Origin of the sequence: Curtobacterium sp. MCPF17_021, assembly GCF_003234605.2 — a bacterium.
In the GTDB taxonomy this organism is placed as follows: Bacteria; Actinomycetota; Actinomycetes; order Actinomycetales; family Microbacteriaceae; genus Curtobacterium; species Curtobacterium flaccumfaciens.
The window spans coordinates 1587332-1613850 of sequence record NZ_CP126252.1 but is presented as its reverse complement, the minus strand read 5'-3'; the positions used below and the strand labels follow the sequence as shown (position 1 = coordinate 1613850).

The 26519-nt window shown below is 70.3% G+C and carries 20 protein-coding genes and 1 pseudogene; 3 read left to right on the top strand and 18 right to left on the bottom strand.

Annotated elements, in window-relative coordinates:
- Positions 1-185 precede the first annotated feature (185 nt).
- Positions 186-446: a 30S ribosomal protein S20 gene (gene rpsT, locus DEJ29_RS07565; protein ID WP_017886662.1), complete on the top strand. Its 261-nt coding sequence runs from the start codon at positions 186-188 to the stop codon at positions 444-446.
- A 209-nt stretch (positions 447-655) separates the two neighbouring features.
- Here rpsT and holA read toward each other — a convergent pair whose 3' ends face one another.
- The 13 genes and pseudogenes from holA to DEJ29_RS07500 all read right to left on the bottom strand — a co-directional run bounded on the left by holA (position 656) and on the right by DEJ29_RS07500 (position 17872).
- The gene (holA, locus tag DEJ29_RS07560) at positions 656-1675 is read right to left on the bottom strand and encodes a DNA polymerase III subunit delta (RefSeq protein WP_027465301.1); all 1020 of its coding nucleotides are present in this window, start codon (positions 1673-1675) and stop codon (positions 656-658) included.
- 628 nt (positions 1676-2303) lie between these two features.
- A pseudogene (locus tag DEJ29_RS07555) lies at positions 2304-3470 on the bottom strand (ComEC/Rec2 family competence protein); the annotation flags it as partial.
- A gap of 621 nt (positions 3471-4091) precedes the next feature.
- Positions 4092-4853 (bottom strand): ComEA family DNA-binding protein, encoded by a 762-nt coding sequence (locus DEJ29_RS07550; RefSeq protein ID WP_111095421.1) that lies wholly within the window; start codon positions 4851-4853, stop codon positions 4092-4094.
- Positions 4854-4960: 107 nt separating this feature from the next.
- On the bottom strand, positions 4961-7522 hold the full coding sequence (gene leuS / locus DEJ29_RS07545) for a leucine--tRNA ligase (RefSeq protein ID WP_111095420.1): 2562 nt from the start codon (positions 7520-7522) through the stop codon (positions 4961-4963).
- Positions 7523-7572: 50 nt separating this feature from the next.
- On the bottom strand, positions 7573-9261 hold the full coding sequence (cydC, locus tag DEJ29_RS07540; RefSeq protein ID WP_111095419.1) for a thiol reductant ABC exporter subunit CydC: 1689 nt from the start codon (positions 9259-9261) through the stop codon (positions 7573-7575).
- Complete coding sequence (gene cydD, locus DEJ29_RS07535; RefSeq protein ID WP_111095418.1) at positions 9258-10949, bottom strand: thiol reductant ABC exporter subunit CydD; 1692 nt, start codon at positions 10947-10949, stop codon at positions 9258-9260. Before cydD ends, cydC begins: the two co-directional genes overlap by 4 nt.
- Positions 10950-10959: 10 nt before the next feature.
- Complete coding sequence (gene cydB / locus DEJ29_RS07530; RefSeq protein ID WP_110864636.1) at positions 10960-11964, bottom strand: cytochrome d ubiquinol oxidase subunit II; 1005 nt, start codon at positions 11962-11964, stop codon at positions 10960-10962.
- Positions 11965-11980: 16 nt separating this feature from the next.
- Positions 11981-13393 (bottom strand): cytochrome ubiquinol oxidase subunit I, encoded by a 1413-nt coding sequence (locus DEJ29_RS07525; protein WP_071405716.1) that lies wholly within the window; start codon positions 13391-13393, stop codon positions 11981-11983.
- A 317-nt stretch (positions 13394-13710) separates the two neighbouring features.
- On the bottom strand, positions 13711-14634 hold the full coding sequence (locus DEJ29_RS07520; RefSeq protein WP_111095417.1) for an ABC transporter substrate-binding protein: 924 nt from the start codon (positions 14632-14634) through the stop codon (positions 13711-13713).
- On the bottom strand, positions 14631-15359 hold the full coding sequence (locus tag DEJ29_RS07515) for an ABC transporter permease (protein WP_071405717.1): 729 nt from the start codon (positions 15357-15359) through the stop codon (positions 14631-14633). Before DEJ29_RS07515 ends, DEJ29_RS07520 begins: the two co-directional genes overlap by 4 nt.
- Entirely contained in the window at positions 15356-16072 is a 717-nt protein-coding gene (locus DEJ29_RS07510; RefSeq protein WP_110864634.1) for an ABC transporter permease, read from the bottom strand. The genes DEJ29_RS07515 and DEJ29_RS07510 overlap by 4 nt, the downstream gene beginning before the upstream one ends.
- On the bottom strand, positions 16069-16995 hold the full coding sequence (locus DEJ29_RS07505; RefSeq protein WP_027465271.1) for an ABC transporter ATP-binding protein: 927 nt from the start codon (positions 16993-16995) through the stop codon (positions 16069-16071). The genes DEJ29_RS07510 and DEJ29_RS07505 overlap by 4 nt, the downstream gene beginning before the upstream one ends.
- A 229-nt stretch (positions 16996-17224) precedes the next feature.
- Positions 17225-17872 (bottom strand): TetR/AcrR family transcriptional regulator, encoded by a 648-nt coding sequence (locus DEJ29_RS07500; RefSeq protein WP_071248156.1) that lies wholly within the window; start codon positions 17870-17872, stop codon positions 17225-17227.
- Between the two features lie 153 nt (positions 17873-18025).
- Here DEJ29_RS07500 and DEJ29_RS07495 point away from each other — a divergent pair, with 153 nt between their 5' ends.
- Together DEJ29_RS07495 and DEJ29_RS07490 are read left to right on the top strand one after the other, a co-directional pair.
- Positions 18026-19090 (top strand): App1 family protein phosphatidate phosphatase, encoded by a 1065-nt coding sequence (locus DEJ29_RS07495; protein WP_110864632.1) that lies wholly within the window; start codon positions 18026-18028, stop codon positions 19088-19090.
- Positions 19091-19168: 78 nt separating this feature from the next.
- Complete coding sequence (locus DEJ29_RS07490) at positions 19169-21133, top strand: glycoside hydrolase family 15 protein (protein WP_258375981.1); 1965 nt, start codon at positions 19169-19171, stop codon at positions 21131-21133.
- Between the two features lie 113 nt (positions 21134-21246).
- Here DEJ29_RS07490 and DEJ29_RS07485 read toward each other — a convergent pair whose 3' ends face one another.
- From DEJ29_RS07485 to DEJ29_RS07465, 5 genes are all read right to left on the bottom strand, one after another.
- Complete coding sequence (locus DEJ29_RS07485) at positions 21247-22620, bottom strand: glucose-6-phosphate dehydrogenase (RefSeq protein ID WP_071405720.1); 1374 nt, start codon at positions 22618-22620, stop codon at positions 21247-21249.
- Positions 22621-22778: 158 nt separating this feature from the next.
- Complete coding sequence (locus DEJ29_RS07480; protein ID WP_027465267.1) at positions 22779-23195, bottom strand: cytochrome c oxidase subunit 4; 417 nt, start codon at positions 23193-23195, stop codon at positions 22779-22781.
- Positions 23196-23199: 4 nt separating this feature from the next.
- Positions 23200-24936, bottom strand: a complete 1737-nt coding sequence (ctaD, locus tag DEJ29_RS07475; protein WP_258375980.1) for an aa3-type cytochrome oxidase subunit I — start codon at positions 24934-24936, stop codon at positions 23200-23202.
- Between the two features lie 11 nt (positions 24937-24947).
- On the bottom strand, positions 24948-25850 hold the full coding sequence (gene ctaC, locus DEJ29_RS07470) for an aa3-type cytochrome oxidase subunit II (RefSeq protein WP_111095416.1): 903 nt from the start codon (positions 25848-25850) through the stop codon (positions 24948-24950).
- A gap of 292 nt (positions 25851-26142) precedes the next feature.
- Positions 26143-26511, bottom strand: a complete 369-nt coding sequence (locus DEJ29_RS07465; RefSeq protein WP_181438232.1) for a HesB/IscA family protein — start codon at positions 26509-26511, stop codon at positions 26143-26145.
- Between the last annotated feature and the right edge of the window lie 8 nt (positions 26512-26519).

Sequence of the window (26519 nt, the reverse complement as noted above, 5' to 3'; positions counted from 1 at the left end):
TCGGCGCGGTCGGCCGCGGGCTTCCGCCGATCCGGCGGTGTTTCGTGCTTTGGTGGCAGCCCGCTTGCCTGGTAGTGTTGGTGGCTGGCTTCCGCGTTCCCCGCCCACGGGTGGAACGCGATGCGACCAAGGGCCCCTCTACCCTGCGGTCGCGCCCACCCGTACGAGACGAGCAGGAGCAATTCATGGCGAACATCAAGTCGCAGATCAAGCGCATCAAGACCAACCTCAAGGCCACCGAGCGCAACAAGGCGTACAAGTCGGAGCTCAAGACGCACATCCGTCGTGCCAACGACGCCGTCGCCGCCGGTGACAAGGACAAGGCCGTTGCCGCCCTGGCGCTCGCGTCGAAGAAGCTCGACAAGGCCGTGAGCAAGGGTGTCATCCACAAGAACCAGGCCGCGAACCGCAAGTCGGCCATCGCGAAGAAGGTCTCGTCGCTCTGACGTCCTGACCCTTCTGGTCCGAAGGCCCCGCACCGTTGGTGCGGGGCCTTCGTCGTGCGTGGGGCTTTTGGTTTGGTGCGGTGGTCGGCGTGGGGTGCGTTGGGTTCGCTTCGTGAGCAGAAACGGTCGGGTCGCGAGGGCGCACCCGACCGTTTCTGCTCACGAAGTGCCGGCCGACAGGCGCGGGACAGCCGGGAGGCCGACTCGCCTCAGCGGGGTTCGCCGCGTCGGGCGATGGTGCGGACCATGACCTCGAGCGCGTAGTGCGCGTCGCGCGAGCCACCCTTCACCGCGGTGTCCGCCTCGGCGATGCTGATGATCGCGTTGGCCAGCCCGGACTCGCTCCAGCCGGCGACGTCACGCTGCGCGCGCTGCACCTGCCACGGCGCCATGCCGAGCGCCGAGGCCGCCTGCCCGCTCGGACCCCGGAAGGCGCTGACCTTCGCCATCGTGCGGATCTTGCTCGCGAACGCGGCGACGATCGGCACGGGTGCCTCGCCGGTGGCCAGGGCATGCCGCAGCTCGACGATCGCCGGTGCCGACCGGCCCGCGAGGGCGATGTCGGCGACCTTGAACGCGTTCGTCTCGACGCGACCGCCGTAGTACTTGTCGACGACCTTGTCGGTGATCTCCTCGGCCTCATCCGCCAGGAGCTGTCGGCACGCGGCGGCGAGTTCGGCGAGGTCGTCGGCGAACGCGGTCACCAGGGTCCGGACGGCGGAGGGCGCGATCCGGCGGCGTGCGGCGCGGAACTCGGCGTTCACGAAGTCGATGCGGTCGGTCTCGCGCTTGAGTTCGTCGCACAGCACCTCGACCCCGCCGCCGACACCGCTGCGGATCGTGTCGAGGAGCTTCTTGCCGCGCACACCACCCCCGTGCCGGAGCACCAGGGTGACGTCGTCGGCGGGGGCTTGCAGGTACGAGATCGTCTCGGTGATGAAGGCGTCGGTGCACTTCTCGACGTTCGTGACCTGCACGAGTCGCGGCTCGCCGAACAGCGACGGGCTGGCGAGGGTCGCGAGGAGCCCGGGGGCGTACTGGTCGGCTTCGAGGTCGTGCACCTCGAGCGCGGGGTCCTCGCCCTGCAGCAGGTCCTTCAGCACCCCGCGGGCGCGGTCGGCGAGGAACGCTTCGGGCCCGGTGATGAGCACGACGGGCGCCGGACGGATCCCCGACCAGGGCACCTGGTCGATCTTCGCTGCGGCGCGCGCGGGCTTCTTGGCGGCCATGTGGTCCTTCCGGTGGTGCCGGCCCGGACGGTGCCGGGTCGAGTGGTGCACCGTCGATCCTACGGGCGGCCGCCGACGACGAGCGCTCCGTCCACACCCGCACCTCGTCGCTGCCGGACCGGGCGAGCACCACGGTGCCGAGCTCGTCGGTGCGGAGCGGCAGCGTGCCCGCGGCCGCGAGCATGCCGAGCGCCGACGGCGTCGGATGCCCGTAGGTGTTGTCCGCGCCGACGCCGATGAGCCCGACCCGCGCGGCGAGCCCTCGGTAGAGCTGCGGGTCCTGGTCCGCGGAGCCGTGGTGCGCCACCTTCACGACGTCGATCGGCCCCACCGGCAGTTCCCCGGCGTTCCGGAGCCGACGTTGCGACGACTCCCCCAGGTCGCCGAGGAAGACCCCGGTCAGGCACGTCGCACAGGAGGCTCCGTCGGCCGGCCCCGTGACCAGCACGATGCTCGCGTCGTTGCCGGCGGCACGGTCGTCGCTCGGTGGCCACACCACGCGCCAGGTGAGCGGCCCGAGGGTGCCGGAGACCCGGTCGTCCGCCGTCCGGACGTCGACACCGGCACGCCGGAGGTCGTCGACCACCCGCTCGTCCGACGCGCGGCCGACGGGTCCGACCAGGGCGGTCTCGACGGTGCCGGCCACAGCGCTCACCGCACCGACGTGGTCGCGGTCGAAGTGCGTCAGGACGAGCAGGTCGATCCGGGTGACCCCCAGCAGGTCCAGGCAGGCCCGGAGCTGTTCCTCGTCGTCGCCGGTGTCCACGAGGGCGACGGCCCCCTCGCCTCGGAGCAGCACGGCGTCCCCCTGCCCGACGTCGCAGGCGGCGACCGACCAGTCATCCGGTACCGAGCCCCGGACGACGAGCACCGGGACGGTGACCGCGGCGACACCGACCACGACCACCACACCCGCGGCGAGCAGGAGCCGGGAGCCGAGCCGCCCCCGGACCAGCACGGCGACCGCGATGCAGCCGCACACCAGCACGGCGGCGGCCACACCGAGCACCCCGGCCGGCCAGGGTGCCGAGGCGTAGGGCAGGGCCGCCGCCCCGTGCGCGATGCCCCCGAGCGCGGCGGCCGGGACCCACGCGACGGCCGCGAGCCCCTGCGCGCCCACCGGCCACACGGGAGCGAGGCCACACGCGGCGAGCCCGATCACCGTGACGACCGGCGCGAACGGCTCCGCCAACAGGTTCGCCGGCACCGCGTAGGTCGGGAGCGCTGCCGACAGCGGGATCGTCACCGGCCAGCACGCCACCTGCGCCGCGACGGGGATCGCGAGTGCTGCGGCGACCGGTGGCCACACACGACGAGCCAGGAGCTCGGTGAGCGGCGGGCCGAGCACCACGATCCCGCTCGTGGCGAGCACGGACAGGGCGAACGCGAACGACCGTGCGAACCAGGGGTCCACGACGAGCATGCCGACCGCGGCGAGGACGACGAGCGGGACGCCCCGCACCGGTCGTCCGGCCAGGTGCACGACGAGCACCACGACCGCCATCACCGTCGCCCGGACGATCGAGGGGTCGGGCCGCACGAGCACGACGAACACCAGGAGCACGCCGACGGCCGCCGCGGCCCGGGGGCCTCTCGGCAGACCACAGGCGCGGCCGAGGACCACGACGAGCCCGACCACCACCGCGCAGTTCGCCCCGGACACCGCCGTCAGGTGTGTCAGCGCCGAGGTCTCCATCGCCGCCTCGGTCGTCGGGTCCAGGCCGGAGCGGTCCCCGATCGCGAGTCCGCGCAGCAGTGCCGCTCCGGGCTGCGGCAGGTCGGCAGTGGCCCGCACGAAGGCCTGTCGCGCGGTGTCGGTGGCGCCGAGCAGTCCGTCGGGCGGCACCGACGACGGCGTGCCACGGAGGAACGCCACGAACGCGGTCGCCGATCCGGGGTCGTCCGGCTGCACGGCGGCGGTCCCGGTGACCCGGGCACCGGCTGCCAGCACGGCACCCGGTGCACCGCCGTGCTGGTCGGGGACGAGCCGAACCGGCACGCGGAGCCCGTCGAGGTCGTCCGCACACACCAGCGTCGCGGTGACGGAGCGGTCCCCCGGCACGAGGTCGCGGGTCAGCACGGCCTCGACCTCCACGTGCCCCGCCCCCGGACCGGCGACGAGCGTACGGAGCGGCTCCGGAGCCCGCCGGGACTCCCCCACGGTGACCGACACCGCGAGCAGCGTCGTCAGGGCCCCCGCGACGAGCAGCAGCCCGGCGACGGCCGGTACGACCCCGGTCCCCCGACGCCACCGGAGCACGATGCCGCTGACGCCGGTCAGGATCGCCGCGGCCCCACCGACCACGGGTGCCACGTCGGGCACGCCGATGAGCAGGGCGGTCGCGATCCAGGCGGCGGCGACGGGCACCGCGACCCGCAGGTCGATCGCACTCGGCGCGAGCTGCACCGTCGCCCCTCAGACCCGCACGCGATCACGGAGCTCGGCGAACCGCACGTCGCCGATGCCGCTGACGTCGAGCAGGTCCTCGACCGCGGTGAACCGGCCGTGCTCGTCACGCCAGGCGATGATGCGCCCGGCCAGCCCCGGTCCGATGCCGGGCAGGGTCTCGAGCGCGGTCTGGTCGGCGGTGTTCAGGTCGACGACGGCCGACCCCTCGCCCCCGGTGCCCGCCGAGCCACCGCCGCTCCCGGCCCCGGCAGCGGCAGCGGCAGTCGGCCCGGCGGCAGCACCGTCTGCCACCGGTCCGAGCGCCTCAGGTACCTCCTGTTGCCCGACCCGCGGCACGTACAACCGCTCGCCGTCCGTCAGCACCCGGGCCAGGTTCAGGCGGTCGAGGTCGGCGTCGTCCGTGGCCCCGCCGGCACGTTCGAGCGCGTCACCGACCCGGCTCGATGCCGGCAACTCGACCACACCGCTCCGCCGCACCGCCCCGAGCACGTGCACCACGACGCGCCCGGCACCAGGAGCGGACGGAGCAGCACCGGCAGACGCACCAGCCGACGGCGACGGGCCGCCCGACGCCGCACCGGCCGTCGGCGCCCCACGCACGACGACCCCGCCGGTTCCTCCAGCACCCTCGCCACCACCCGACACCAGCGCCCCGACGAGCACCACGAGGACGGCGACCACCACCACGACCGCCGCCAGCACCACGGCGGCCCGCGGTGACAGCGCGAGACGGGACCACCAGGGTCCGGGAGACGACGGGGACGACATGCCCCGAACGCTACGGAGCCCGGCCGATCGGCCGGGCTCCGGAGTTCACACCCGTGGACGGGTGCCGCGAACGCCCCTGCTGTGAGGGACGACGCCAGCGACGGTCGCTACCCCTTGATGGCGATGTTCACGAGCTTCGGCGCCCGGACGATCACCTTCACGATCTCCCGGTCACCGATGTACCGCTGCACGTTCGCCGACGACCGTGCGAGCTGCTCGAGGTCGTCCGCCTCGATCGACTTCGACACCTCGAACGAGTCACGCACCTTGCCGTTGACCTGTACGACGGCGGTCAGGGTCTCCTGCACGAGCAGCGTCGGGTCGGCCTTCCGCCAGCCGTACGTGGCGACGGTGGCCTCGTAGCCCAGCCGCTCCCACATCTCCTCGCCGGTGTACGGCGCGAAGACGCTCAGCCCGAGCGCGATGGTCTCGACGGCCTCGCGCACGGCGGGGTCACCGGCACCGGGGCCGCTGTCGATCGCCTTGCGGGTGACGTTGACCAGGTCCATCAGTCGCGCGATCACGACGTTGAACTTGAACGACTCCATCATCCCGGGGGCGTCCGCGAGGAACCGGTGCGTGACCTGGCGGAGAGCCCGGTCGCCGTCGGCCCACACGACGTCGCGTGCGGACGTGACGTCGAGCGCCAGGCGGTACGCCCGCGCCAGGAACCGTGCGGAGGCGGACGGGGAGACGTCCTCCCAGTTGATGTCGTCCTCCGGCGGGCCCGCGAAGCCCATCACCAGGCGGATGGCGTCGACGCCGTTCGCGTCGAGCTCGTCACCGAGCGAGACGCCGCCCTTCGACTTCGACATCTTCGAGCCACCGGACAGCACCATGCCCTGGTTGAGCAGTGCCGAGAACGGCTCGGTGAAGTCGAGGTACCCGAGGTCGAACAGGACCTTCGTGACGAAGCGGGCGTAGAGCAGGTGCAGGATCGCGTGCTCGATGCCGCCGATGTACTGGTCGACCGGAGCCCAGCGGCGCGCGGCTGCCGGGTCGAACGCCTGGGTGTCGTCGTTCGCCGACAGGAACCGCAGGAAGTACCACGACGAGTCGACGAAGGTGTCCATCGTGTCGGTGTCGCGGAGCGCCGGGGTGCCGTCGACGGGGTTCGGGACGTTCACCCAGTCGGTCGCGCCACCGAGCGGGGACGTGCCCTTCGGCTTGAGGTCGAGCCCCTCGGTGTCGGGCAGCACGATCGGCAGCTGGTCCTCGGGCACCGGGTGCTCGGTGCCGTCGGCACCGTGGATGATCGGGATCGGGGTACCCCAGAAGCGCTGGCGCGAGATGAGCCAGTCACGCAGGCGGTAGGTCTTGGCGGCACGGCCGGTGCCGCGCTCCTCGAGCAGCGCGATGGCAGCGGTGATGGCGTGCTGCTTCGACATGCCGTCGAGCGGCCCGGAGTTGATCATCCGGCCCTGACCGGTCAGCGCTTCGCCGGTGGCGACCGGGTCGAGGGTCGGCACGTCGAAGTCGTCGAGCGTCGCGCCCTCGGGGATGACCGGGATCGCGCCGGTGACGGCGGCGTTCGTGTCGACGACCACCTTGACGGGCAGGTCGAACGCCCGCGCGAAGTCGAGGTCGCGCTGGTCGTGCGCGGGCACGGCCATCACGGCGCCGTGCCCGTAGTCGGCGAGCACGTAGTCGGCGGCCCAGATCGGCAGGCGCTCCCCCGTCAGCGGGTGGATCGCGGAACGGCTGAGCGGCACACCGGTCTTCGGGCGGTCGGCGTTCTGCCGGTCGATCTCGGACGTCTTCTGCGTCGCCGTCAGGTAGGCGTCGAAGTCGTCACGGACCGAGGCTGGCACCGACGGGTCGGCGACCAGCTCAGCCGCCAGGTCGGAGTCCGGCGCGACGACCAGGAACGTCGCCCCGTGGATCGTGTCCGGGCGGGTGGTGAAGACCGTGACGGGCTCGTCGCGGCCCTCGATCACGAAGTCGACGTCGGCACCGACCGAGCGGCCGATCCAGTTGCGCTGCTGCGCGATGACCTTCGCCGGCCACCGCCCCTCGAGCTGGTTCAGGTCGTCGAGCAGCCGGTCGGCGTACTCGGTGATCTTGAAGTACCACTGCGTGAGCTTCTTCTTCACGACGACGGCGCCGGAGCGGTCCGAGGTGCCGTCGGGCAGGACCTGCTCGTTCGCGAGCACGGTCTGGTCCACCGGGTCCCAGTTGACCCAGCTGTCCTTGCGGTACGCCAGGCCCTTCTCGTACATCTTCAGGAACAGCCACTGGTTCCACTTGTAGTACTCGGGGTCCGAGGTGTGGATCTCGGTGGTCCAGTCGAACGACGGCGCGTAGCGCTTGAAGGACGCCTTCTGCTGCTCGATGTTCGCGTAGGTCCAGTCCTTCGGGTCCACCCCGCGCTTGATCGCCGCGTTCTCGGCGGGCAGCCCGAAGGAGTCCCAACCGATCGGGTGCAGCACGTTGAAGCCCTGCTGACGCCAGTAGCGCGCGACGAAGTCCCCGAGCGCCCAGTTCTCGGCGTGCCCCATGTGCAGGTCGCCGGACGGGTACGGGAACATCTCGAGGATGTACTTGCGCGGACGGGTGTCGTCGAGGTCGGTGGTGAAGAGCCCGAGCTCTTCCCAGCGGGGCTGCCACTTCTCCTGGATACGACGGAAGTCGTAGGCGTTCGGGTCCTCGGCGTGCTGCTCGGTGGTCACGGTCGTCAACGATACAAGCCGGGAGGCCCGTCCCGCGTCCGCCTGTCGGCTCACCCGGCGAGCAGGCGCCCGTCCCGCATCCGCAGGGTGCGGTCGACCAGGTCCGGCGCCACCGGGACGTGCGACACGATGACGACCGTCCGGCCCGCTGCGCGGGCCGTGGTGACGAGGTCACGCAGCACGGTGTCACCGAGGTCCGGGTCGACGTCGGCGGTCGGTTCGTCGAGCACCAGCACCGGGAACGCGTGCAGCAGTGCGCGGGCGAGCGCGAGCCGGTGCGCCTGGCCGCCGGACACGAGCACGCCGCGTTCCCCGACCGAGGCGTCCAGCCCGCCTCGCCGGACGACCCACTCCCCCAGGCCGACCCGGTCGAGCACGGCGAGCAGTTCGTCGTCGGTCGCGGTCTCACGGGCGAAGAGCAGGTTCTGCCGCACCGACTGGTCGAACACGAACGGGTCCTGTTCGATCAGGCCGACCCGGGCCCGCACCGCGTCGGGGTGCATCGCCTTCGCCTCGACGCCGTCGAGCGTGTAGGAGCCCTCGTGCTCCACGAACCGGACGAGCGCGTCGACCAGGGTCGACTTGCCGGCACCGCTCGGCCCCTGGAGGACGACGACCTCGCCGGGGGCGAGCGTGAACGAGACCCCGTCGACCGCCGGCTCGGCCGCTCCCGGCCAGCGGACGGTCAGGTCCTGCACGGCGAGCGTGACCGGCCCCTCGACCACGAGCGACGCCGGGTCGGCGTCCTCGTCGGGCTCGGGGACGATGCCGACGGGCACCTCGGCGGGCACGACCTGCTCGACCCGTTCGGCCGCAGCACGCACCCGGCGGAGCGTCAGGACGGCGAGCGGGACGGTCCCGACGACCTCGAAGAGCGCCAGCGGCACGAAGACCGCCAGGGCCCAGAGCGGACCGTCGAGCGCACCGGACACCACGGCGGGGGCACCGACGGCGAGGATCCCGATCACCGCACCGCCACCGACCAGACCGACCAGGGCACCGACGAGCGACTCGACCGTGCCACGGCGCCGGACGGCCCGGGTGACACCCGCGTCGAGCCGGGCGATGTGCGCGAGCCGCTCGTCCAGGGTGCCGTAGGCGGCGAAGACGTCGAGCGTCCGGACGGTGTCGAGCACCAGGTCCGCGACGCGACCCCGGTCGGCGGCGGTCTCGCGGTCCGAGCGCTCGGCGATCGCCCGGGTGACGATCGTGCCGACCAGGGCCGCGACCGCCAGCGCGAGGACGAGCACGAGCGCCGCCGGCACCGACACGAGCGCCACGGCGACGACCGACAGCACCGCGACGACCCCGGCGGAGACGAGCGGCCCGACGACGCGGATCGGCAGGTCCTGCAGCCGGTCGGTGTCGGTCACCAGGCGCGTCATGAGGTCGCCGCGTCCGGTCCGCCCGAGCCCCGCGGGCGCGATCGACGCCAGCCGCCGGTACATCTCCGTCCGCACCACGGCCAGTTGCCGGAAGGACGCGTCGTGCCCGGCGAGCCGGTCGACGTACCGGAGCACGGCACGCCCCAGCGCGAACGCGCGCACCCCGACCATCACGAGCGTCAGGTACAGGATCGGCGGGTGCTCGGCGGCACGGGTGATCAGGTAGCCGCTCGCGGCGAGGAGCGCGACCGCGCAGACCGCGCTGAGCGACCCGGCGGCGACCGCCTTCGCCCAACCCGACCCGTGCGGCATCGCGAGCCGCAGGACGGAGCCGCCACGGGCCTCCCGGCTCATGCGCGCACCCCCCTGCGGACCGTCACGGACCCGCCGACGCCGACGTCCACGCGGACGTCGGCCGCGGCGACGACCGCGGGTCGGTGGCTGGCGACCACGACGACGACGCCGTCGGCCGCCAGGCCTCGGGCTGCCGCGATGACGCGTTCCTCGGACTCGGCGTCCAGCGCGGACGTCGGCTCGTCGAGCAGCACGAGGGGCGTGGCGGCGCGGCGCGCGCGGTACAGCGCGCGTGCGACGGCGACACGCTGGGCCTGGCCGCCGGACAGTCCGCTGCCACCGGCGCCGACCGGGAGGCCCGGGTCGAGTCCCAGCCCCGAGTCGCCCAGGGCGGTGCGCACGTCGGCGTCGTCGGGGGTCGCGCTGAGCGCGACGTTCTCGGCGATCGTCCCGCGGACGAGACGCGGCCGCTGGTCGGCCCAGGTGGTGCGCTCGGCGACGGAGGCACCGGCCGGGCCGGGCACGGTGACGGTGCCGTCGTGCGGCAGGACGCCGCGGAGTGCGGCGATGATGCTCGACTTGCCGGAACCGCTCGGGCCGGCCAGCACGACGACGGTGCCGGGCTCGGCGTGCAGGTCGAACGGCCCGATCACGACGTCGGGCCGGCGGACGATGAGCCCGCGGACGTCGAGCCCTCGGACGTCCACGGCGGTGGCGGGTGCTGCGGGGTCCGTGTCGGTCCCGCTGCCGCCGCTGCTGCCGGTCGCGGACGGTGATGCGGTCTCGTCGTCGGCCAGCACGTCGAGCACCGCGGCCGAGGCCTCGACGCCGTCCTGGGCGGCGTGGAAGTCGGCGCCGACTTGGCGGATCGGGGCGAAGGCCTCCGGTGCCAGCACGAGCACGAACATCGCGGCACCGAGGCCGAGCGAGCCGTCCACCAGGCGGATGCCGATCGAGACGGCGACCAGTGCGACGGACAGACTCGCGGCGAGCTCGAGCGCGAAGCCGCTCACGAACGACAGCCGGAGGACGCCGATCGTGCCGCGACGGTACTCGTCGGTGACCACCCCGATGCGACCGACCTGGCGGCGCGCACGGCCGAAGACCTTGAGCGTGGCGAGCCCTTCGACGGCCTCGGTGAAGGCGCCACCCAGCTTCGCGAGGGCGTCCGACTGCTTCCGCTGCAGCGACTGCGTGGCCAGGCCGATCAGGATCATGAAGACCGGGATCACGGGCAGGGCGAACAGGATGATCAGCCCGCTGGTCAGGTCGCCCAGGCCGATCGCGACCAGGAGCATCGGCGTCGCGATCGCGGTCAGCGCGAGCTGCGGCAGGTACCGGCCGAAGTAGGCGTCGAGTGCGTCGAGCCCGGGGCCGAGGGTGGTGGCGAAGCCGGCGCTCGACCGGCCGGCGAGCCACGACGGACCGCGCTCGGCGGCGCGGGCGAGCACCGTCGTGCGCATCTCGCTCTTCACCTTCGCCGCAGCGCGCGCCGCCAGGTCGTCCGTCGCCCACGCGGCAACCGCACGCAGGACGAACGCCCCGCCGAGCAGCGCGAGCGCCTGCCCGAACGCCGCCGGCACCCTGCCGTCGCCGACGGCGTCGACGCCGAGGGTGACTGCCGCAGCGATCCCCCACGCGATCGCGATGGTCGCGAGCGTGCGGAGGACACCCGTGCCGGCGGCGGCGACGATGAAGCCGCGCGCCGTCCGGGACAACCGCAGGAGTCGGGGGTCGAGGGGCTTCATCGTCGTCCGCCTAGTGCGCGGCCGCGGTGACGTGGGCGCGGGAGACGCGCTTGCGGAACACCCAGTAGGTCCAGGCCTGGTACGCGAAGACCAGGGGCACGAAGATCAGCGCGACCCAGCTCATCACGGTCAGCGTGTACGACCCGGACGAGGCGTTGTACACGTTCAGGCTGTTCGCGACGTCGTTCGAGGCCGGCATCACGTCGGGGAAGATCGCCGTGAACATCGCGAGCACGATCGCAGCGATGGTGACCGCCATCAGCGTGAAGGCGCGCCCCTCCTTGCCCCAGGCGTTGCAGAGCACGGCGAGCACCAGGGCCAGGGCGGCGACCACGGAGAGCACCAGCGAGGCCGGGGTGGCCCGGACGAAGGCCATCGACACCAGGAACGCGGCGCCGACGACGATCGTGACGATGCCGGCCCGGGTCGCCAGGCGCTTGGCGCGGACGCGGATGTCGCCCTCGGTCTTCAGCGCGACGAAGACGACCCCGTGGGTGAAGAACACCAGCAGCGTCGCGGCACCGGTCAGCAGCGCGAACGGGTTGAGCAGGTCGAAGATCGTGCCGGTGTAGTTGTGCCCGGCGTCCATCGGGATGCCACGGACCACGTTGCCGAACGCGACGCCCCACAGGAACGACGGCACGGCACTGCCGACGATGATCATCAGGTCGAAGCGGCGTTTCCACTCGAGGTGCTTGTTCTGGTGCCGGTACTCGAACGACACCCCTCGCAGGATGAGGGCAGCGAGGATGAGCAGCAGCGCCAGGTAGAAGCCGGAGAACATCGTGGCGTACCACTCCGGGAACGCCGCGAACAGGCACGCCCCGGCGACGATGACCCAGGTCTCGTTGAGGTCCCACACCGGGCCGATGGTGTTGATCAGGACCCGACGGTCGGTGTCGTCCTTGCCGAGGAACGGCAGGGACATGCCGACACCGAAGTCGAATCCGTCGAGGACGAAGTAGCCGACGAAGAAGACGCCGACGATCGCGAACCAGAGAACGGGGAGATCCATCAGGCAGCGTCCATTTCTAGTAGACCGTCACTTCGTGCTTGACCTCGCCGGTCTCCTCGTCGACCTCGTCCGGGTCGGCGGGCCCCTCTTGCGCGACCTTCTTGATGAGCTTGAACTCGACGACGGCCAGCGAGCCGTAGATCAGGGTGAAGACCAGCAGCGAGATGAGGACCTCGAGTCCGGTCACGTTCGGCGACACACCGTCCTTCGTCTGGAGCAGCCCGAACACGAGCCACGGCTGGCGGCCCATCTCGGTGAAGACCCAGCCGACGATCATCGCGGCCATCGGCAGCGGCACCGTCCAGGTGGCGATGCGCCACACCCAGCGCTGCGTCGGGAACCGGCCCTTGCGGGTCAGCCACAGCCCGACCAGCGAGACCATGACCGCGCCGACACCGAGGGCGATCATCCAGCGGAACGACCAGTAGGTGACCCAGATGATCGGCTTGTAGTCGCCGGGGCCGTACACCTGCGTGTACTGCGCCTGCAGGTCGTTGATGCCCTCGACCGTGCCGTTGAACGTGTGCGTCGACAGGAACGACAGCAGGTACGGCACCCGGATCGAGAACAGCTCGTGCACGCCGTCGGGCGTGCCGAGCGTGAAGATCGAGAACGAGGCGTCCTTGCCGGTCGCGGTGTTGTACAGCGCCTCGGCCGCCGCCATCTTCATCGGCTGCGTGTCGACCATCGTCAGGCCGAGCTGGTCGCCGGTCAGGACGGTCAGCGCGCCGGCAGCGAGCATGGTCCACATGCCGAACTTGAGCGCCGGCAGCATCGTCTCGAGGTTCTGGTTGCGGGCCAGGTGGTAGGCCGCGACCGAGATGATGACCGCCGCGGCGACCATGAAGCAGGCGAAGAGCGTGTGCGGGAACGCGGCCAGGGCGACCTTGTTGCCGAGCACCGCCCAGATGTCGGTGAGCTCCGCACGGCCCTTGGCCTCGTTCATCGCGAAGCCGACCGGGTGCTGCATGAACGCGTTCGCGGCGATGATGAAGTACGCCGACATGATCGTGCCGGCGCTCACGCACCAGATGCTCGCCAGGTGCAGGCCCTTGGGCAGGCGGTCCCAGCCGAAGATCCAGATGCCGATGAAGGCCGCTTCGAAGAAGAACGCCAGGATGCCCTCGAGCGCGAGCGGTGCGCCGAAGACGTCACCGACGAAGCGCGAGTAGTTCGACCAGTTCATGCCGAACTGGAACTCCTGCACGATGCCCGTCACGACACCCATCGCGAAGTTGATCAGGAAGATCCGCCCGAAGAACCGCGTCAGCTGCAGGTAGTGCGCGCGGCCGGTCCGGTACCAGGCGGTCTGGAACACGGCCACGACGGCTGCCATGCCGATCGTCAGCGGGACGAAGAGGAAGTGGTAGATGGTCGTCAGACCGAACTGCCACCGCGACAGGAGGAGCGGATCGAGGAGGTCGTTCATGCGGCGATTCCGAGACGGGTGGCCGCGCGCTGTTCGTGCACGTCAGTTGCTTCCTGTGGAACGGATACATCAGGTGTCACAGCCCTTGGGACACCCCAACGCTATCGCGGAGCACCCCACTTCGACAACTTGTAGAACCGCTCCGTGCACAAACGTGCACAGCCCCTGCACGGCACAACCGTGCGGCACCGATGTTCGCGTTGTCCGCTCCGCGAACGACGACAGGCGCCGGGGAGATACCCGACGCCTGTCGCTTTGTTCGCAGTGCAGCCGCGGTGCAGATGCTGTGCGGCGGTGGTGCAGTGGTGGTGCAGTGGTTACAGCAGACCCTCGGCCTTGAGCCAGTCCTCGGCGATGGTGGACGCCTTCTCCTTGTCGACCGTGCTCTTGGTGTTGAGCTCGATCAGGGCCTCGGTCGAGAGCTTCTCGTTGACCGAGTCGATCGCGTCCGCAGCCTTCTCGTTGACCTTCTTCGAGACGACCGGCACGACGTTCTGCGGCAGGATCAGGTTCTCCGGGTCCTTCAGCGTGACGAAGCCGTTCGCCTTGATGCTCGGGTCAGCGGTGTAGATGTCGGCCAGCTGGACGGTGTCGTCCTTGAGCGCCTTGACGGTCAGGGCCCCGCCGCCGTCCTCGATCGCCTTGAAGTCGACGTCGACGCCGTAGACCGACTTGAGCCCCTTCGGGCCGTACGGCCGCGTCTGGTTCTCGGAGTTGGCCCCCACGGTGAGCTTCTCGTCGACGTTCTTCAGGTCAGCCAGGCTCGTGACGTCGTTGTCCTCGGAGAACTTCTTCGTGACGGTGTAGCTGTCCTGGTCGGTCGCGTCGGCCTCGTCGAGGACCCGGAGGCCCTTCGGCAGGGCCGTGTCGAGCCCGTCGTCGATCTGGTCGGCGGTCTTCGCGTCCGAGTCCTTGTCGAAGTACTGCAGCAGGTTGCCGCTGTACTCGGGCATGACGTCGATGGCGCCCTTCTCGAGCTGCGGGATGTAGACCTCACGCTGCCCGATGTTGAAGTTGCGCTTCACGTCGAAGCCGTCCTTCTCGAGGACCTGGGCGTACAGCTCGGCGATGATCTCGTTCGAGTAGTACTGCTGCGAACCGACGACGATCGTCTTCGAGTCGGACGAGTCGCTGGAGCCGCTGTCGAGCGGGTCGCTCGACGCGCAGCCGGCGAGGGCGGCGACGACGCCGACCGCCATCGCGGCGGCGACACCGGCGCGGATCTTGGGTGCTGTGATCACGAGGGATTTCCTTCCGGGAGTGGATTGCGGGCTCGCTCACGCGACCCCTGACGCTGTCGGGCCGACGGGTCCGCGGTACCCTTCGGCACCGCCGCCCGCTGCAGCACGGCGAACACGATCTCGAACGCAATCGCGAGGGCGATCACGAGGATGGAGGCGCCGAGCATCTCGGCGTAGTCCTGGGTCTTCAGGCCGAGGAAGAAGTACCCGCCGAGGCCACCGGCCCCGACGTACGCGGCGAGCGTGGCCGTCGCGACGACCTGCAGCACCGCGGCGCGGATGCCACCGATCAGCAGCGGGAGCCCGAGCGGGATCTCGACCTTCCACAGGATCTGCCAGCCGGTCATGCCCTGGGCCTTCGCGGCGTCGACGACCCCCGGGTCGACCGACTCGATGCCGGAGTACGCACCGGCGAGCACCGACGGGATCGCCAGGATGACGAGGGCGAGCAAGGGAGCCTGCAGCCCGATGCCGAGCAGCAGCCCGAACAGCGAGAGCACGCCGAGCGTCGGGAGCGCCCGCACCCCGCCGGACACCGCGATCGAGAAGCCACGAGCACGGCGGGTGTGGCCGATCGCGTACCCGACCGGCACGGCGATGACCGCGGCGATGAGCACCGCGAGCAGGGTGATCCAGACGTGCTCCCAGAGGCGCGTGGGGATGCCGTTGTACCCGCCGTAGTTCGTGGGGTCGAACACCCACGCGAAGGCCTGACCGATGATCACGAGGAGACCTCCGCTGCTTGCAGGACTCGGCGAGCCTGTCGGCGTGACACCGAGTTCGTCCGGGTCCACGGCATGACCAGGCGCCCGAGCAGCACGAGGAGGCCGTCGAGGGCGAAGGCGAGCACGAGCACCATCACGATGCCGGAGAGGATCTCCTCGTAGATCCCGCGCCCCAGGCCGTCGGTGAACAGCAGGCCGAGACTCGGGATGCCGAGGACCGCGCCGACCGTGGTCAGCGAGATCGTGGAGACGGAGACGACTCGGAGGCCGGCCAGCAGGACCGGACCGGCGAGCGGCAGCTCAACACGGAAGAACCGCTGCGCCGGCGAGTAGCCCATGGCGGTCGAGGCGGACTTGGTCTCGGAGTCGACCGAGGTCAGCCCGTCGACCGTGGAACGGACCATCAGAGCGAGGCCGTACAGCGTCAGACCGATGACGACGTTGATCGGGCTCTGCAGGCCGGTGCCGATGATGCTCGGCAGCGCCACGAACAGGGCGAGCGACGGGATGGCGTAGAGCAGACCGGCGAGGGTCACGATGCTGCTGCCCACACCCGAGGCGAAGCGCGACCCACCAGGGCGCTGCAGCCGGACCACCAGCCACCCGATCGGGATCGACAGCAGGAACGCGACGATGATCGGCGGGATCGCGATCGCGAGGTGGGAGACCGTGTTGTCCCAGATCGTGTCGAGGTTCGCCAGCACCCACTTCACCGGGTGCCCCCACCCTGCGCCGGGGCACCCGGTGCGTCGTGGGACGCTCCGGCCTCTGCTGCTCGGGAGTCGGACTGCGGAACGGCCTCGGCGGCGTCGACGACCCCGACGGGGCCCGTCAGCACGCCGGCTGCACGACCTTCGCCGTCGACGACGATCGGACCGGTCGGGGTCTGCTCGACGCGGAGCGCGCGGCGCCCGCGGCCGGCGCCGATGAACGTGGCGACGAAGTCGTCGGCGGGTGCGGCGAGGATCTCGGCCGGCGTCCCCTGCTGGGCGATCTCGCCGCCCTTCTTGAGGATGACGACCTGGTCGCCGAGCTTGAACGCCTCGTCGATGTCGTGCGTCACGAACACGACGGTCTTGCCGAGTTCGCGCTGCAGGCGGATGAGCTCGTCCTGCAGGTCGTTGCGCACCAGCGGGTCCACCGCACCGAACGGCTCGTCCATGAGCAGGATGTTCGGGTCGACGGCCAGCCCGCGGGCCACACCGACGCGCTGCTGCTGGCCGCCGGAGAGCTGTGACGGGTAGCGGTCGGCGAAGGCACGGTCGAGTCCGACGGTGTCCATGAGCTCGAGGGCGCGCTTGCGGGCGTCGGCCTTGGAGACGCCGGTCAGCAGCGGGACGGTCGCGATGTTGTCGACGACCTTGCGGTGCGGCAGCAGCCCGGAGTTCTGCATCACGTACCCGATGTGGCGACGGAGCTCGACGGGGTTGATCCCGGCGACGTCCGATCCGTCGATCTCGACGGTGCCGGACGTGGGGTCGACCATGCGGTTGATCATGCGGAGCAGGGTGGTCTTGCCACAGCCGCTGGATCCGACGAAGACGGTGGTGGTCCGGGACGGGATGACCAGATCGAAGTGCTCGACCGCAGTCGTGCCGTCCGGGTAGGTCTTGCGCACCGAGCGGAACTCGATCATGGGGTGCCCTTCTGTTCGGAGGTAGCCCGACTCCGGATGAGAGTACCCGGGGGTGCCGACATCGGTTCGCTGTGACGATCCGTGACGGACCCGCGGCGGTGCACAGGCCGGTGGGGATGCCGACGGGCACCACGGGATCGGCGGGGACGACGACGCCCGCGCCTCGGTGTTCGGAGGCGCGGGCGGATCGGTTCGGTCCCCGGCGTGTCGCGCCGGTTCGACGGGACGGTCAGGAAGCGGCGATCACCGATTCCAGGTGCGCACGGTTCATCCGGCGGTACTCCTCGATCAGCTCCGTGTCGGGGTGCTCGCGGTCGCGGTGCGCCCGTGCCAGCACCGCGTGACCGGACTCGGCGAGGACGACCCACGCGCGGGTGATGTGCTCGTCGTCCGGCAACCCGAAGCGGTCGCGCATGATCTGGCCCACGGTCGCGCCGAGCGCGCCCATGCGGTCCTCGGCGTCGCCCGTGCCGGTGTCTGCCGGGTCGCCGAAGCGGATGGCCCGGAAACCGGGCTCGGTGCGGTACATCTCGGCGGTCATGTCGATGAGCGCGTCGTTGGCGTCCTGCCAGGTCTCGGCGCCACTGGCGTCGAGCGCCTCGACGAAGCGGGAGGCGAGCCGCTGGGTGCAGCGGATCGCGAGTGCCTCGACCACGGCGATGCGGTCCGGGAAGTACCGGTAGACGGTGCCGATCGACGCCCCCGCGCGCTCGGCGACCATGGCGGTCGTGAGCCGTTCGAACCCGATCTCGTCGATCACCGCGGCTGCGGCGTCGAGGAGGCCGGCGAGGCGCGCCGAACTGCGGGCTTGGACCGGCTCGTTCCTGAGCAGTGATGATCCCCCCGGCAGAGCGTTCGTTACCTCGGTGACGAGCACGTGTTCTCCTCTTGCGCTCCAGCGCGGTTGGTTGGTGTGACGGGGACAACTTTCGCAGAACGCACCTGGAACGTGGCTGCGACTCACCAGTTGCGACGCACCAGTTCTGTGCAGCGCGCGGGTTTCGTCAGCCGCCCGTGGGAGGATGACGCCATGCCCGACCCGACGCCCCACGAGCCGTCGTTGGCCGAGCCGCTCCTGCACCGTGCGGCCCGCATCGAGGACGCCGTCCAGGAGTTCCGCGAGCACCGTGCACGCCGTCGCGGACTCGTCCCGACGGTGGTCCCGTACACCGGCTACGGCGCGCCCGGTTGGGTGCGCATCCTCTGCCGTGTGCTCCTCACGCGCCGGGGTCTCGCCTCGGACGTCTCCTACGCCGGAGTCCGCGGCTGGAAGAGCTTCACGAGCGTCGCCGTCGACCACGCCGAGGTCACCGTCACCGCCGGCGGCGTCTCCCACGTGGTGCAGACCGACCGTGGCGGTGTCGTCGACACCATCGTCCCGATCGACCTCGAGCCCGGCTGGCGCACGGTGCGGCTGTCGGCAGGTGGCGGGCGCGACGTCGAGGCCGACGTGTTCGTCGTGCACCCGGACACCCGCTTCGGGCTGCTGTCCGACATCGACGACACCGTGATGGTGACCTCGCTCCCCCGCCCCATGCTCGCCGCCTGGAACTCGTTCGTCCTGACCGAGCACGCCCGCCGCCCCGTGCCCGGCATGTCCGTGCTGTACGAACGGATCCTCGCGCAGCACCCCGGTTCACCGACGGTCTACCTGTCGACCGGAGCGTGGAACGTCGCGCCGACGCTGCAGCGCTTCCTGTCGCGCAACATGTACCCCTCCGGCACACTCCTGCTCACCGACTGGGGTCCCACCCACGACCGGTTCTTCCGCAGCGGGCAGCTGCACAAGCAGGAGAACCTGCGGCGGCTCGCGAAGGACTTCCCGGACATCCGCTGGCTCCTGGTCGGCGACGACGGACAGCACGACGAGAGCCTCTACGGCGACTTCTCGCGGGAGCACCCGGACAACGTCGCGGGCGTCGCCATCCGGCAGCTGTCCACGAGCGAAGCGGTCCTGGCCGGTGGGCGGTCGCGGGCGCAGGAGCGCTCCCGTGACTCGTCGGCGCCCTGGGTGTACGCACCGGACGGCGCCGGCCTGTGGAGCGAGCTCGCGCGGGTCGGCATCATCGAGTCCGACGCCTCCGACCCGGCCTGAGCGACCCTTCATCACGTTCTCGGCCCGGAGCACCCGTGGCCGACCGCGGCGCTCGGGCACCGGGTGTTCGATCGGTCCATGAGCACCGAGCCGGCCGCACCGCCCGAAGCCGCACCACACCCAGCCGCGCCGCACCCAGTCACACCGCACACACCGCACACACCGCACACACCGCCGAACCGCATCGAGGACCATGCCCTGATCGGCGACACCGGCACCGCTGCCCTGGTCGGCCGAGACGGGACGATCGACTGGGCGTGCCTGCCGCGCTTCGACAGCTCGTCCACCTTCGCCTCGCTGCTCGGCACCGAGGACCACGGCCACTGGACCCTGCGACCCGTCGACGACGAGGCCACGGCCCAGTGGCGGTACCACGGCGACACCCTGGTGCTCTCGACCGTGTGGACCACCCGTGACGGTGTGGTCGAGGTCACCGAGTTCATGCACGTCGGCGCGCACCGCCCCTCGATCGTCCGCCGGGTGCGCGGGCTCCGCGGCACCGTCGAACTCCGGCAGACGCTCCGGATCCGGTTCGACTACGCACGGGCCCTGCCGTGGATCCGGCAGATCGGGGACGACGACGAACCGGCGCTGCTCGCGACGGCGGGCCCTGGCTCGGTGATCGTGCGGGGACCGCAGTTCCGCGCCGACGACCACCGGCACACCGCCGTCACGACGATCCACGACGGCGACGTGCTCGACACGGTGCTCACCTGGTACCCGTCGCACCGCGAGCCGCCGGAGCCGCTCGACGTCGACGCGGCCCTCGCCCACACGGTGCAGTGGTGGACGGCGTGGACCGCCCCCGCGCAGACCACCGGTCGGTACGCCGTCGCCGCTCGACGGTCGCTGGTGTTCCTCCGCGCGATGACCCACGGCGAGACCGGTGGCGTCGTCGCCGCCGCGACCACGGGCCTGCCGGAGGACCCCGGCGGCGAACGCAACTGGGACTACCGCTACGTGTGGCTGCGCGACGCCTCCCTCGCGCTCGCGTCGCTCATCGCCCACGGCTACCGCGACGAGGCCACGCACTGGCGCGGCTGGCTGCTGCGCGCGATCGCCGGCGACCCCGCCGACGTCCAGATCATGTACGGCATCGCCGGCGAACGCGAGCTGCCCGAACGGGAGCTGCCCGAGCTGCCCGGGTACCTCGGGTCGACGCCCGTGCGGGTCGGCAACGGCGCCTCGACGCAGTACCAGGGCGACGTCTTCGGCGAGGTCCTCGCGGCACTGCACGACGCCCGCGAGCTCGGGGTCGAGGAGAACGCCGACTCCTGGGCGCTGCAGCGGGCACTGCTCGGCTACGTCGAGGAGCACTGGCAGGAACCGGACAACGGCATCTGGGAGATGCGCGGCCCGCGGCGCAGCTTCACGCACTCGCGGGTGATGATCTGGGCCGCGTTCGACCGCGGGGTCGCCGCGGTCGAGGAGTTCGGCCTCGAGGGCCCCGTCGACCGCTGGCGTACCCTGCGCGACACCGTCCGCGCCGAGATCGAGGAGCACGGCTGGAACGCCGAGCGCGGTTCGTTCCGCCAGCACTACGACACCGACGAGGTCGACGCGAGCCTGCTCGTCCTGCCGCAGGTCGGGTTCTGCCGCGCCGACGACCCCCGGATGACGGGCACGGTGCGCGCCATCGAGGAGGACCTGCGGGTCGGGGACGACGGCCTCGTGCTCCGCTACCGCACGACGGCCGGCTTCGACGGACTGTCCGGCGCCGAGCACCCGTTCCTGGCGTGCTCGTTCTGGCTGGTGGAGCAGTACGCCGCCTCCGGCCGGGTCGAGGACGCGGAGCGCCTGATGGACGTGCTCGTCGGGTACGCCAACGACGTCGGCATGCTCTCCGAGGAGATCGACGTCGCCACCGGGCACCACATCGGCAACACCCCGCAGGTGCTGTCGCACCTGACGCTCGTGTCGGCAGCGGACGCCATCGAGCGCGCCCGTGGCGCGACCGTCGGGCACCGCACGCGGTTGCCCGTCCACGACGGCGGCACCCGGTCGTGGACGGGCGAGGGTGAGCGCGCCGGCTCCCCCGCCTGATGCGTCTTGCGATGCCCTGATGGCGACCCCACGACGGACGGGAGGCCCGGTGCCAGCTGGCACCGGGCCTCCCGTCCGTCAGGCGTCCGTTCAGGACGTCAGCAGCGCGTCCGTCAGGACGACGACTCCCAGTCCGCCGGGCCGCGCGAACCGGCGCGGTACTCCTCGAGCGGGACCTCGTCGGCCTTCCAGGCGGCGACGACCGGCTCCACGATCTCCCAGCAGCGCTCGGCCACGTCACCGCGGATGGAGAGCAGCGGGTCGTCGTGGAAGATGCCGTTCAGGACCTCGCCGTACGGGGTGAGCTCGCCGTCGCTGAACGACGATGACAGGGTGACCTGGCCCATCTCGAACGGGTTGCCACCGCCGTTGGCCGACACGGTCAGCTCGATCTCGTCCGGGTTCAGGACGATGCGGAGCGTGTCCGCCTTCGGGCGACCGCTCAGGCCGGAGGGCAGGCGGGTGACCGGCTTGAAGGTGATCAGCACCTCTTTCCGGCTGTTGCCGAGTGCCTTGCCGGAGCGCAGCGTGAACGGAACGCCCTTCCAGCGGGCCGTGTCGACCTCGACCGAGATCTCGGCGAGCGTCTCGGTGCTCCGCGACTTGTCGACGCCGTCCTCGTCCTGGTACGACGGCAGCTCCTTGCCGTCGATCGTGCCGGCCGTGTAGACGGCGCGACGCGACGCGATCTTCGGGTCGCCGCCCTTGAGCTGGGTCGAACGGAGCACCCGGGCCAGGGACGAGCGGAACTCGACCGCGTCGATGTCCGCCGGGGCGTCCATCGTCACGATGCCGAGGATCTGCAGCAGGTGCGACTGGATCATGTCGACCATCGCCCCGGCCTCGTCGTAGTACTGGGCGCGGTTCTCGAGCCCGAGGGTCTCGTCGTAGAAGACGTCGACCTTCTCGATGTTGTCGGCGTTCCAGATCGGCTCGAACAGGCGGTTCGCGAAGCGCAGACCGATGATGTTCAGGACCGTGGTGCGGCCGAGGAAGTGGTCGGTGCGGTGCACGCGCTCTTCCGGGACGAGCTTGAGCACCGTCTCGTTGAGGGCCTGGGCGCTGGCGACGTCGGTGCCGAAGGGCTTCTCGAAGGCCAGGGTCGTGCCCTCGGGGAGCTCGACGTGCTCGAGCGCCTCACAGATGTCGGAGGCGATCTGCGGCGGGAGGGCGAAGTAGAGGATCGGCTCGGAGTCGGCCGCGGCCAGGAGCGCCTCGAGGTGCTTCGGGTCGGTGGGGTCGCCCTGGATGAACTGCGTCGACTCGATGGTCGCGTCGACCTCCGGCCCCTTGACGTCCTGCGACGCGAAGGACTGCGTGACGATGTCCTTCCACTTCTCGGGGCTGCGCTCGCTGCGGCCCGTGCCGATCAGCTGCACGGGGACGGCACGGCCGCTCTGCAGGAACGTGCCGAGGCCCGGCAGGAGCAGGCGGGAGGCGAGGTCGCCCGTCGCGCCGAAGATGATGAGGGTGCGCTTGTCGGTCACCTGAGGTGACTCCTTTCGCTGTGGTGGGAGGTCCGCTCCAGTCAAGTCGCGGGCGGGCCCGTTTGTTCCGGATCGGGACCGGAGTTCGTCTCCTGGACGCACTTCGGGCGGCACCGTTCTGGTGCCGCCCGAAGTGTCAGGTGCGCTGCAGCGCCGGGTCAGTGCCCGAAGTTGCCGCGGTAGTACTCGTAGACCCAGCCGACCAGGGTGATCGCCACGAGGACGAGCCCGATCGGGACGATCCACAGGCCGGCGGCCACGCCGAGGAAGCACACGGCGACCGCGGCGGCCAGCAGGATGGGCCACCAGGACCACGGGCTGAAGTGCCCGAGCTCGGCGTCGCCGTCCTCGATGTTGGCGTCGGGACGGTCCTCGGGCAGGACCCCGCCCTGGGACGACATGACCTTGCCGAGGTAGAAGGCGATGAACGCCGACATCAGGCCGGTCAGGCCGATCGCCACGGTGCCCACCCACTCGGGCTCGCCGTAGTAGATCATCGCCCACGTGGTGTAGGCGGCGTCCGCCAGGATGAAGAACCCGAAGAGGATCCAGAACAGGTTGGTGTTCGCGCGCATGGCGTTACTTCACCTCGCCCTTCGCGGCGTCGTAGGTCGGGGCATCGGGGGCGTCCTTCGCGGGACCCACACCGATCGGCACACCGGCCTCGGGGTGGTTCAGGTCGAAGGCCGGGGACTCCGAACGGATACGCGGGATCGACGTGAAGTTGTGGCGCGGCGGCGGGCAGGAGGTCGCCCACTCGAGCGAGCGGCCGTAGCCCCACGGGTCGTTCACGGCGACCTTCGGTGCGTTCCGGGCGGTCACGTAGACGTTGAAGATGAACGGCAGGAACGAGACCGCGAGGATCATCGAGCCGATCGTCGACAGCTGGTTCATCCAGGTGAAGCCGTCGTTCGGCAGGTAGGTCGCGTAGCGACGCGGCATGCCGATGACGCCCAGCCAGTGCTGGATGAGGAACGTGGTGTGGAACCCGATGAACAGGAGCCAGAAGTGGATCTTGCCGAGACGCTCGTTGAGCATCTTGCCGGTCCACTTCGGCCACCAGAAGTAGAAGCCGGAGAACATCGCGAAGACGACGGTTCCGAAGACCACGTAGTGGAAGTGCGCGACGACGAAGTACGAGTCGGACACGTGGAAGTCGAGCGGCGGCGACGCCAGGATGACACCGGTCAGACCACCGAAGGTGAAGGTGATCAGGAAGCCGAGGGCCCAGAGCAGCGGCGTCTCGAACGTGACCGAACCGCGCCACATCGTGCCGACCCAGTTGAAGATCTTCACGCCGGTCGGGACCGCGATGAGCATCGTCATGAGCGAGAACCACGGGAGCAGGACTCCGCCGGTGACGTACATGTGGTGCGCCCACACCGTGACCGAGAGGGCCGCGATGGAGATGGTCGCGTAGACCAGGGTCTTGTACCCGAAGATCGGCTTGCGGCTGAACACCGGGAAGACCTCGGAGACGATGCCGAAGAACGGCAGCGCGATGATGTAGACCTCGGGGTGCCCGAAGAACCAGAACAGGTGCTGCCAGAGCAGGGCCCCGCCGTTGGCCGGGTTGAAGATCTGTGCGTCGAACACGCGGTCGAGCCCGAGGCCGAAGAGCGCCGTCGCGAGGACCGGGAAGGCCATCAGGACGAGGAGCGCCGTCACGAGTGTGTTCCACGTGAAGATCGACATGCGGAACATGGTCAGACCCGGGGCACGCATCGTGATGATCGTCGTGATGAAGTTCACCGCGCCGAGGATCGTCGAGAAGCCGGTCATGCCGAGCCCGAAGACCCAGAGTGTTCCGCCGAGCCCTGGTGTGAACGTCGTGTCACTCAGTGGCGCGTAGGCGAACCACCCGAACGAGGCAGCGCCCTGCGGGGTGAGGAAGCCGCCGACCGCGATGAGCGAGCCGAACAGGTAGAGCCAGAAGGCGAAGCCGTTGAGTCGCGGGAAGGCGACGTCGGGCGCACCGATCTGGAGCGGCATGATCGCGTTCGCGAAGCCGGAGAACAGTGGCGTCGCGAACATCAGCAGCATGATCGTGCCGTGCATCGTGAACAGCTGGTTGTACTGCTCCTTCGTCGCGACCACGTGCAGGCCGGGTTCGAAGAGCTGGGCACGGATCACGAGGGCCATCACACCTGCGAGCAGGAAGAAGATGAACGACGCGATCAGGTACATGTACCCGATGGTCTTGTGGTCGGTGGAGGTGATCCACCGGACGACGATGTTGCCCTTCCGACCCACCTTCGACGCCTGGAAGTCCGGCGACGAGGTCTGGGTCGGTTGGCCGACGAGTGACGTTGTCATCTGACGAGCCCCTACTTGTTCTCGCTGGACGCCTCGACCGGCGCCTTGTTGTTCGGTTCGTTGGTGTTGGTGTTGTACTCGTCACCGAGCAGACCGACCTTGCCCTGGTCCTTCAGGGTGTCGAGGTAGTCCTGGTACTGCGCCGGCGTGACGACCTTCACCTGGAAGAGCATCAGCGAGTGGTACTCACCGCAGAGCTCCGCGCACTTGCCCTGGTACGTGCCGAGCTTCTCCGGGATGAAGTACTCCCAGTTGGTCTTGCCCGGGAGCATGTCCTTCTTGTACAGGAAGTCGATGACCCAGAAGGAGTGGTCGACGTCGCGCGAGGAGAGCTCGATCGCGACCTTCTTGCCCTTCGGCAGGTAGAGGGTCGGCAGCTGCGACTCGTCGATCGCCCCGTTGGCGTTCTCTTCTTCCTGGGCCTGGATGCCCTGGTAGTAGACGCTCTCTTCGGGGTTTTCCTTGTTGATGTAGTTGAAGTCCCACGCCCAGCGCTTGCCGTACACGTGCACGGTGGCGTCCGGGTCGGCGAAGGGCTTCTCGATCGCGGCCTGGTCCTTCGCGGTGAAAGCGAAGAAGCCCAGCACCAGGATCAGCGGCACGATCGTGTAGAAGATCTCGAGCGGCATGTTGTACCGCATCTGCACGGGAAGGCCGGTCTGGCCCTTCCGGCGGCGGTAGACGATCGCGGCCCAGATGACGAGGCCCCACACGATGAGACCGACGGCGAGGAGAACGACCCAGCTGGTGGTCCACAGGCCGACGATGCGGCTCGTGTGGTTGGTGACGTCCTTCGTCTCCTCCGTGCCGGGGAGCCATCCGTTCATCTGCTGCTGCGTGCAGCCAGCCAGTGCGATGACCAGACCGACGGCCACCGGGACGGCCGCCCAACGTATACGGCGATTCGAACGCACTGTTACCTCTCGCAAAAGACGTGAGCTTCGGAGGTCAGCCCGTCGAGTCCGACGGCGAGCCGCACGAAGGCGGCGCATGGCTGGCTCCCAGCTTGATTGGAACACTCCTAGCTTACTCGCAGCTCGGTACCGCTCGCGCACACACGACACGGTTCTGGCCTCGATCCGCACGTCTGCGGGCACGATTTCGCCCGGTCGCACCGCGCCCCGGCGCGCCACGTCCGGTCACACGAACGCGAGCGGGGAGCGACCCTTCCGGTCGCTCCCCGCTCGCGTGTCGGATCGCTGGCGATCAGTGGAAGCTGTCACCACAGGCGCAGCTGCCCTGCGCGTTCGCGTTGTCGATCGTGAAGCCCTGCTTCTGGATCGTGTCCTCGAAGTCGATCGTCGCGCCGTCGAGGTACGGGACGCTCATCTTGTCGACGACGACCTCGACCCCGTCGAACTCGGCGGTGACGTCACCGTCGAGCAGGCGCTCGTCGAAGTAGAGCTGGTAGATCAGGCCCGAGCAGCCACCGGGCTGGACGGCGAGGCGCAGGCGCAGGTCGTCGCGGCCCTCCTGCTCGAGCAGGCTCGCCACCTTGCCGGCAGCGGCGTCGCTCAGGAGGACGCCGTGCGACTGCGTTTCGGTCGCCGGTGCTTCGGTGATGGTGTCGCTCATCGCGCGTC

Excerpts from the sequence above, each read along its gene's own strand:
- rpsT (WP_017886662.1), top strand. The coding sequence starts at position 186 with ATGGCGAACATCAAGTCGCAGATCAAGCGCATCAAGACCAACCTCAAG.
- holA (WP_027465301.1), bottom strand. The coding sequence starts at position 1,675 with ATGGCCGCCAAGAAGCCCGCGCGCGCCGCAGCGAAGATCGACCAGGTG.
- DEJ29_RS07550 (WP_111095421.1), bottom strand. The coding sequence starts at position 4,853 with ATGTCGTCCCCGTCGTCTCCCGGACCCTGGTGGTCCCGTCTCGCGCTG.
- cydC (WP_111095419.1), bottom strand. The coding sequence starts at position 9,261 with ATGAGCCGGGAGGCCCGTGGCGGCTCCGTCCTGCGGCTCGCGATGCCG.
- cydD (WP_111095418.1), bottom strand. The coding sequence starts at position 10,949 with ATGAAGCCCCTCGACCCCCGACTCCTGCGGTTGTCCCGGACGGCGCGC.
- cydB (WP_110864636.1), bottom strand. The coding sequence starts at position 11,964 with ATGGATCTCCCCGTTCTCTGGTTCGCGATCGTCGGCGTCTTCTTCGTC.
- DEJ29_RS07525 (WP_071405716.1), bottom strand. The coding sequence starts at position 13,393 with ATGAACGACCTCCTCGATCCGCTCCTCCTGTCGCGGTGGCAGTTCGGT.
- DEJ29_RS07505 (WP_027465271.1), bottom strand. The coding sequence starts at position 16,995 with ATGATCGAGTTCCGCTCGGTGCGCAAGACCTACCCGGACGGCACGACT.
- DEJ29_RS07495 (WP_110864632.1), top strand. The coding sequence starts at position 18,026 with ATGCCCGACCCGACGCCCCACGAGCCGTCGTTGGCCGAGCCGCTCCTG.
- DEJ29_RS07490 (WP_258375981.1), top strand. The coding sequence starts at position 19,169 with ATGAGCACCGAGCCGGCCGCACCGCCCGAAGCCGCACCACACCCAGCC.
- DEJ29_RS07480 (WP_027465267.1), bottom strand. The coding sequence starts at position 23,195 with ATGCGCGCGAACACCAACCTGTTCTGGATCCTCTTCGGGTTCTTCATC.
- ctaD (WP_258375980.1), bottom strand. The coding sequence starts at position 24,936 with ATGACAACGTCACTCGTCGGCCAACCGACCCAGACCTCGTCGCCGGAC.
- DEJ29_RS07465 (WP_181438232.1), bottom strand. The coding sequence starts at position 26,511 with ATGAGCGACACCATCACCGAAGCACCGGCGACCGAAACGCAGTCGCAC.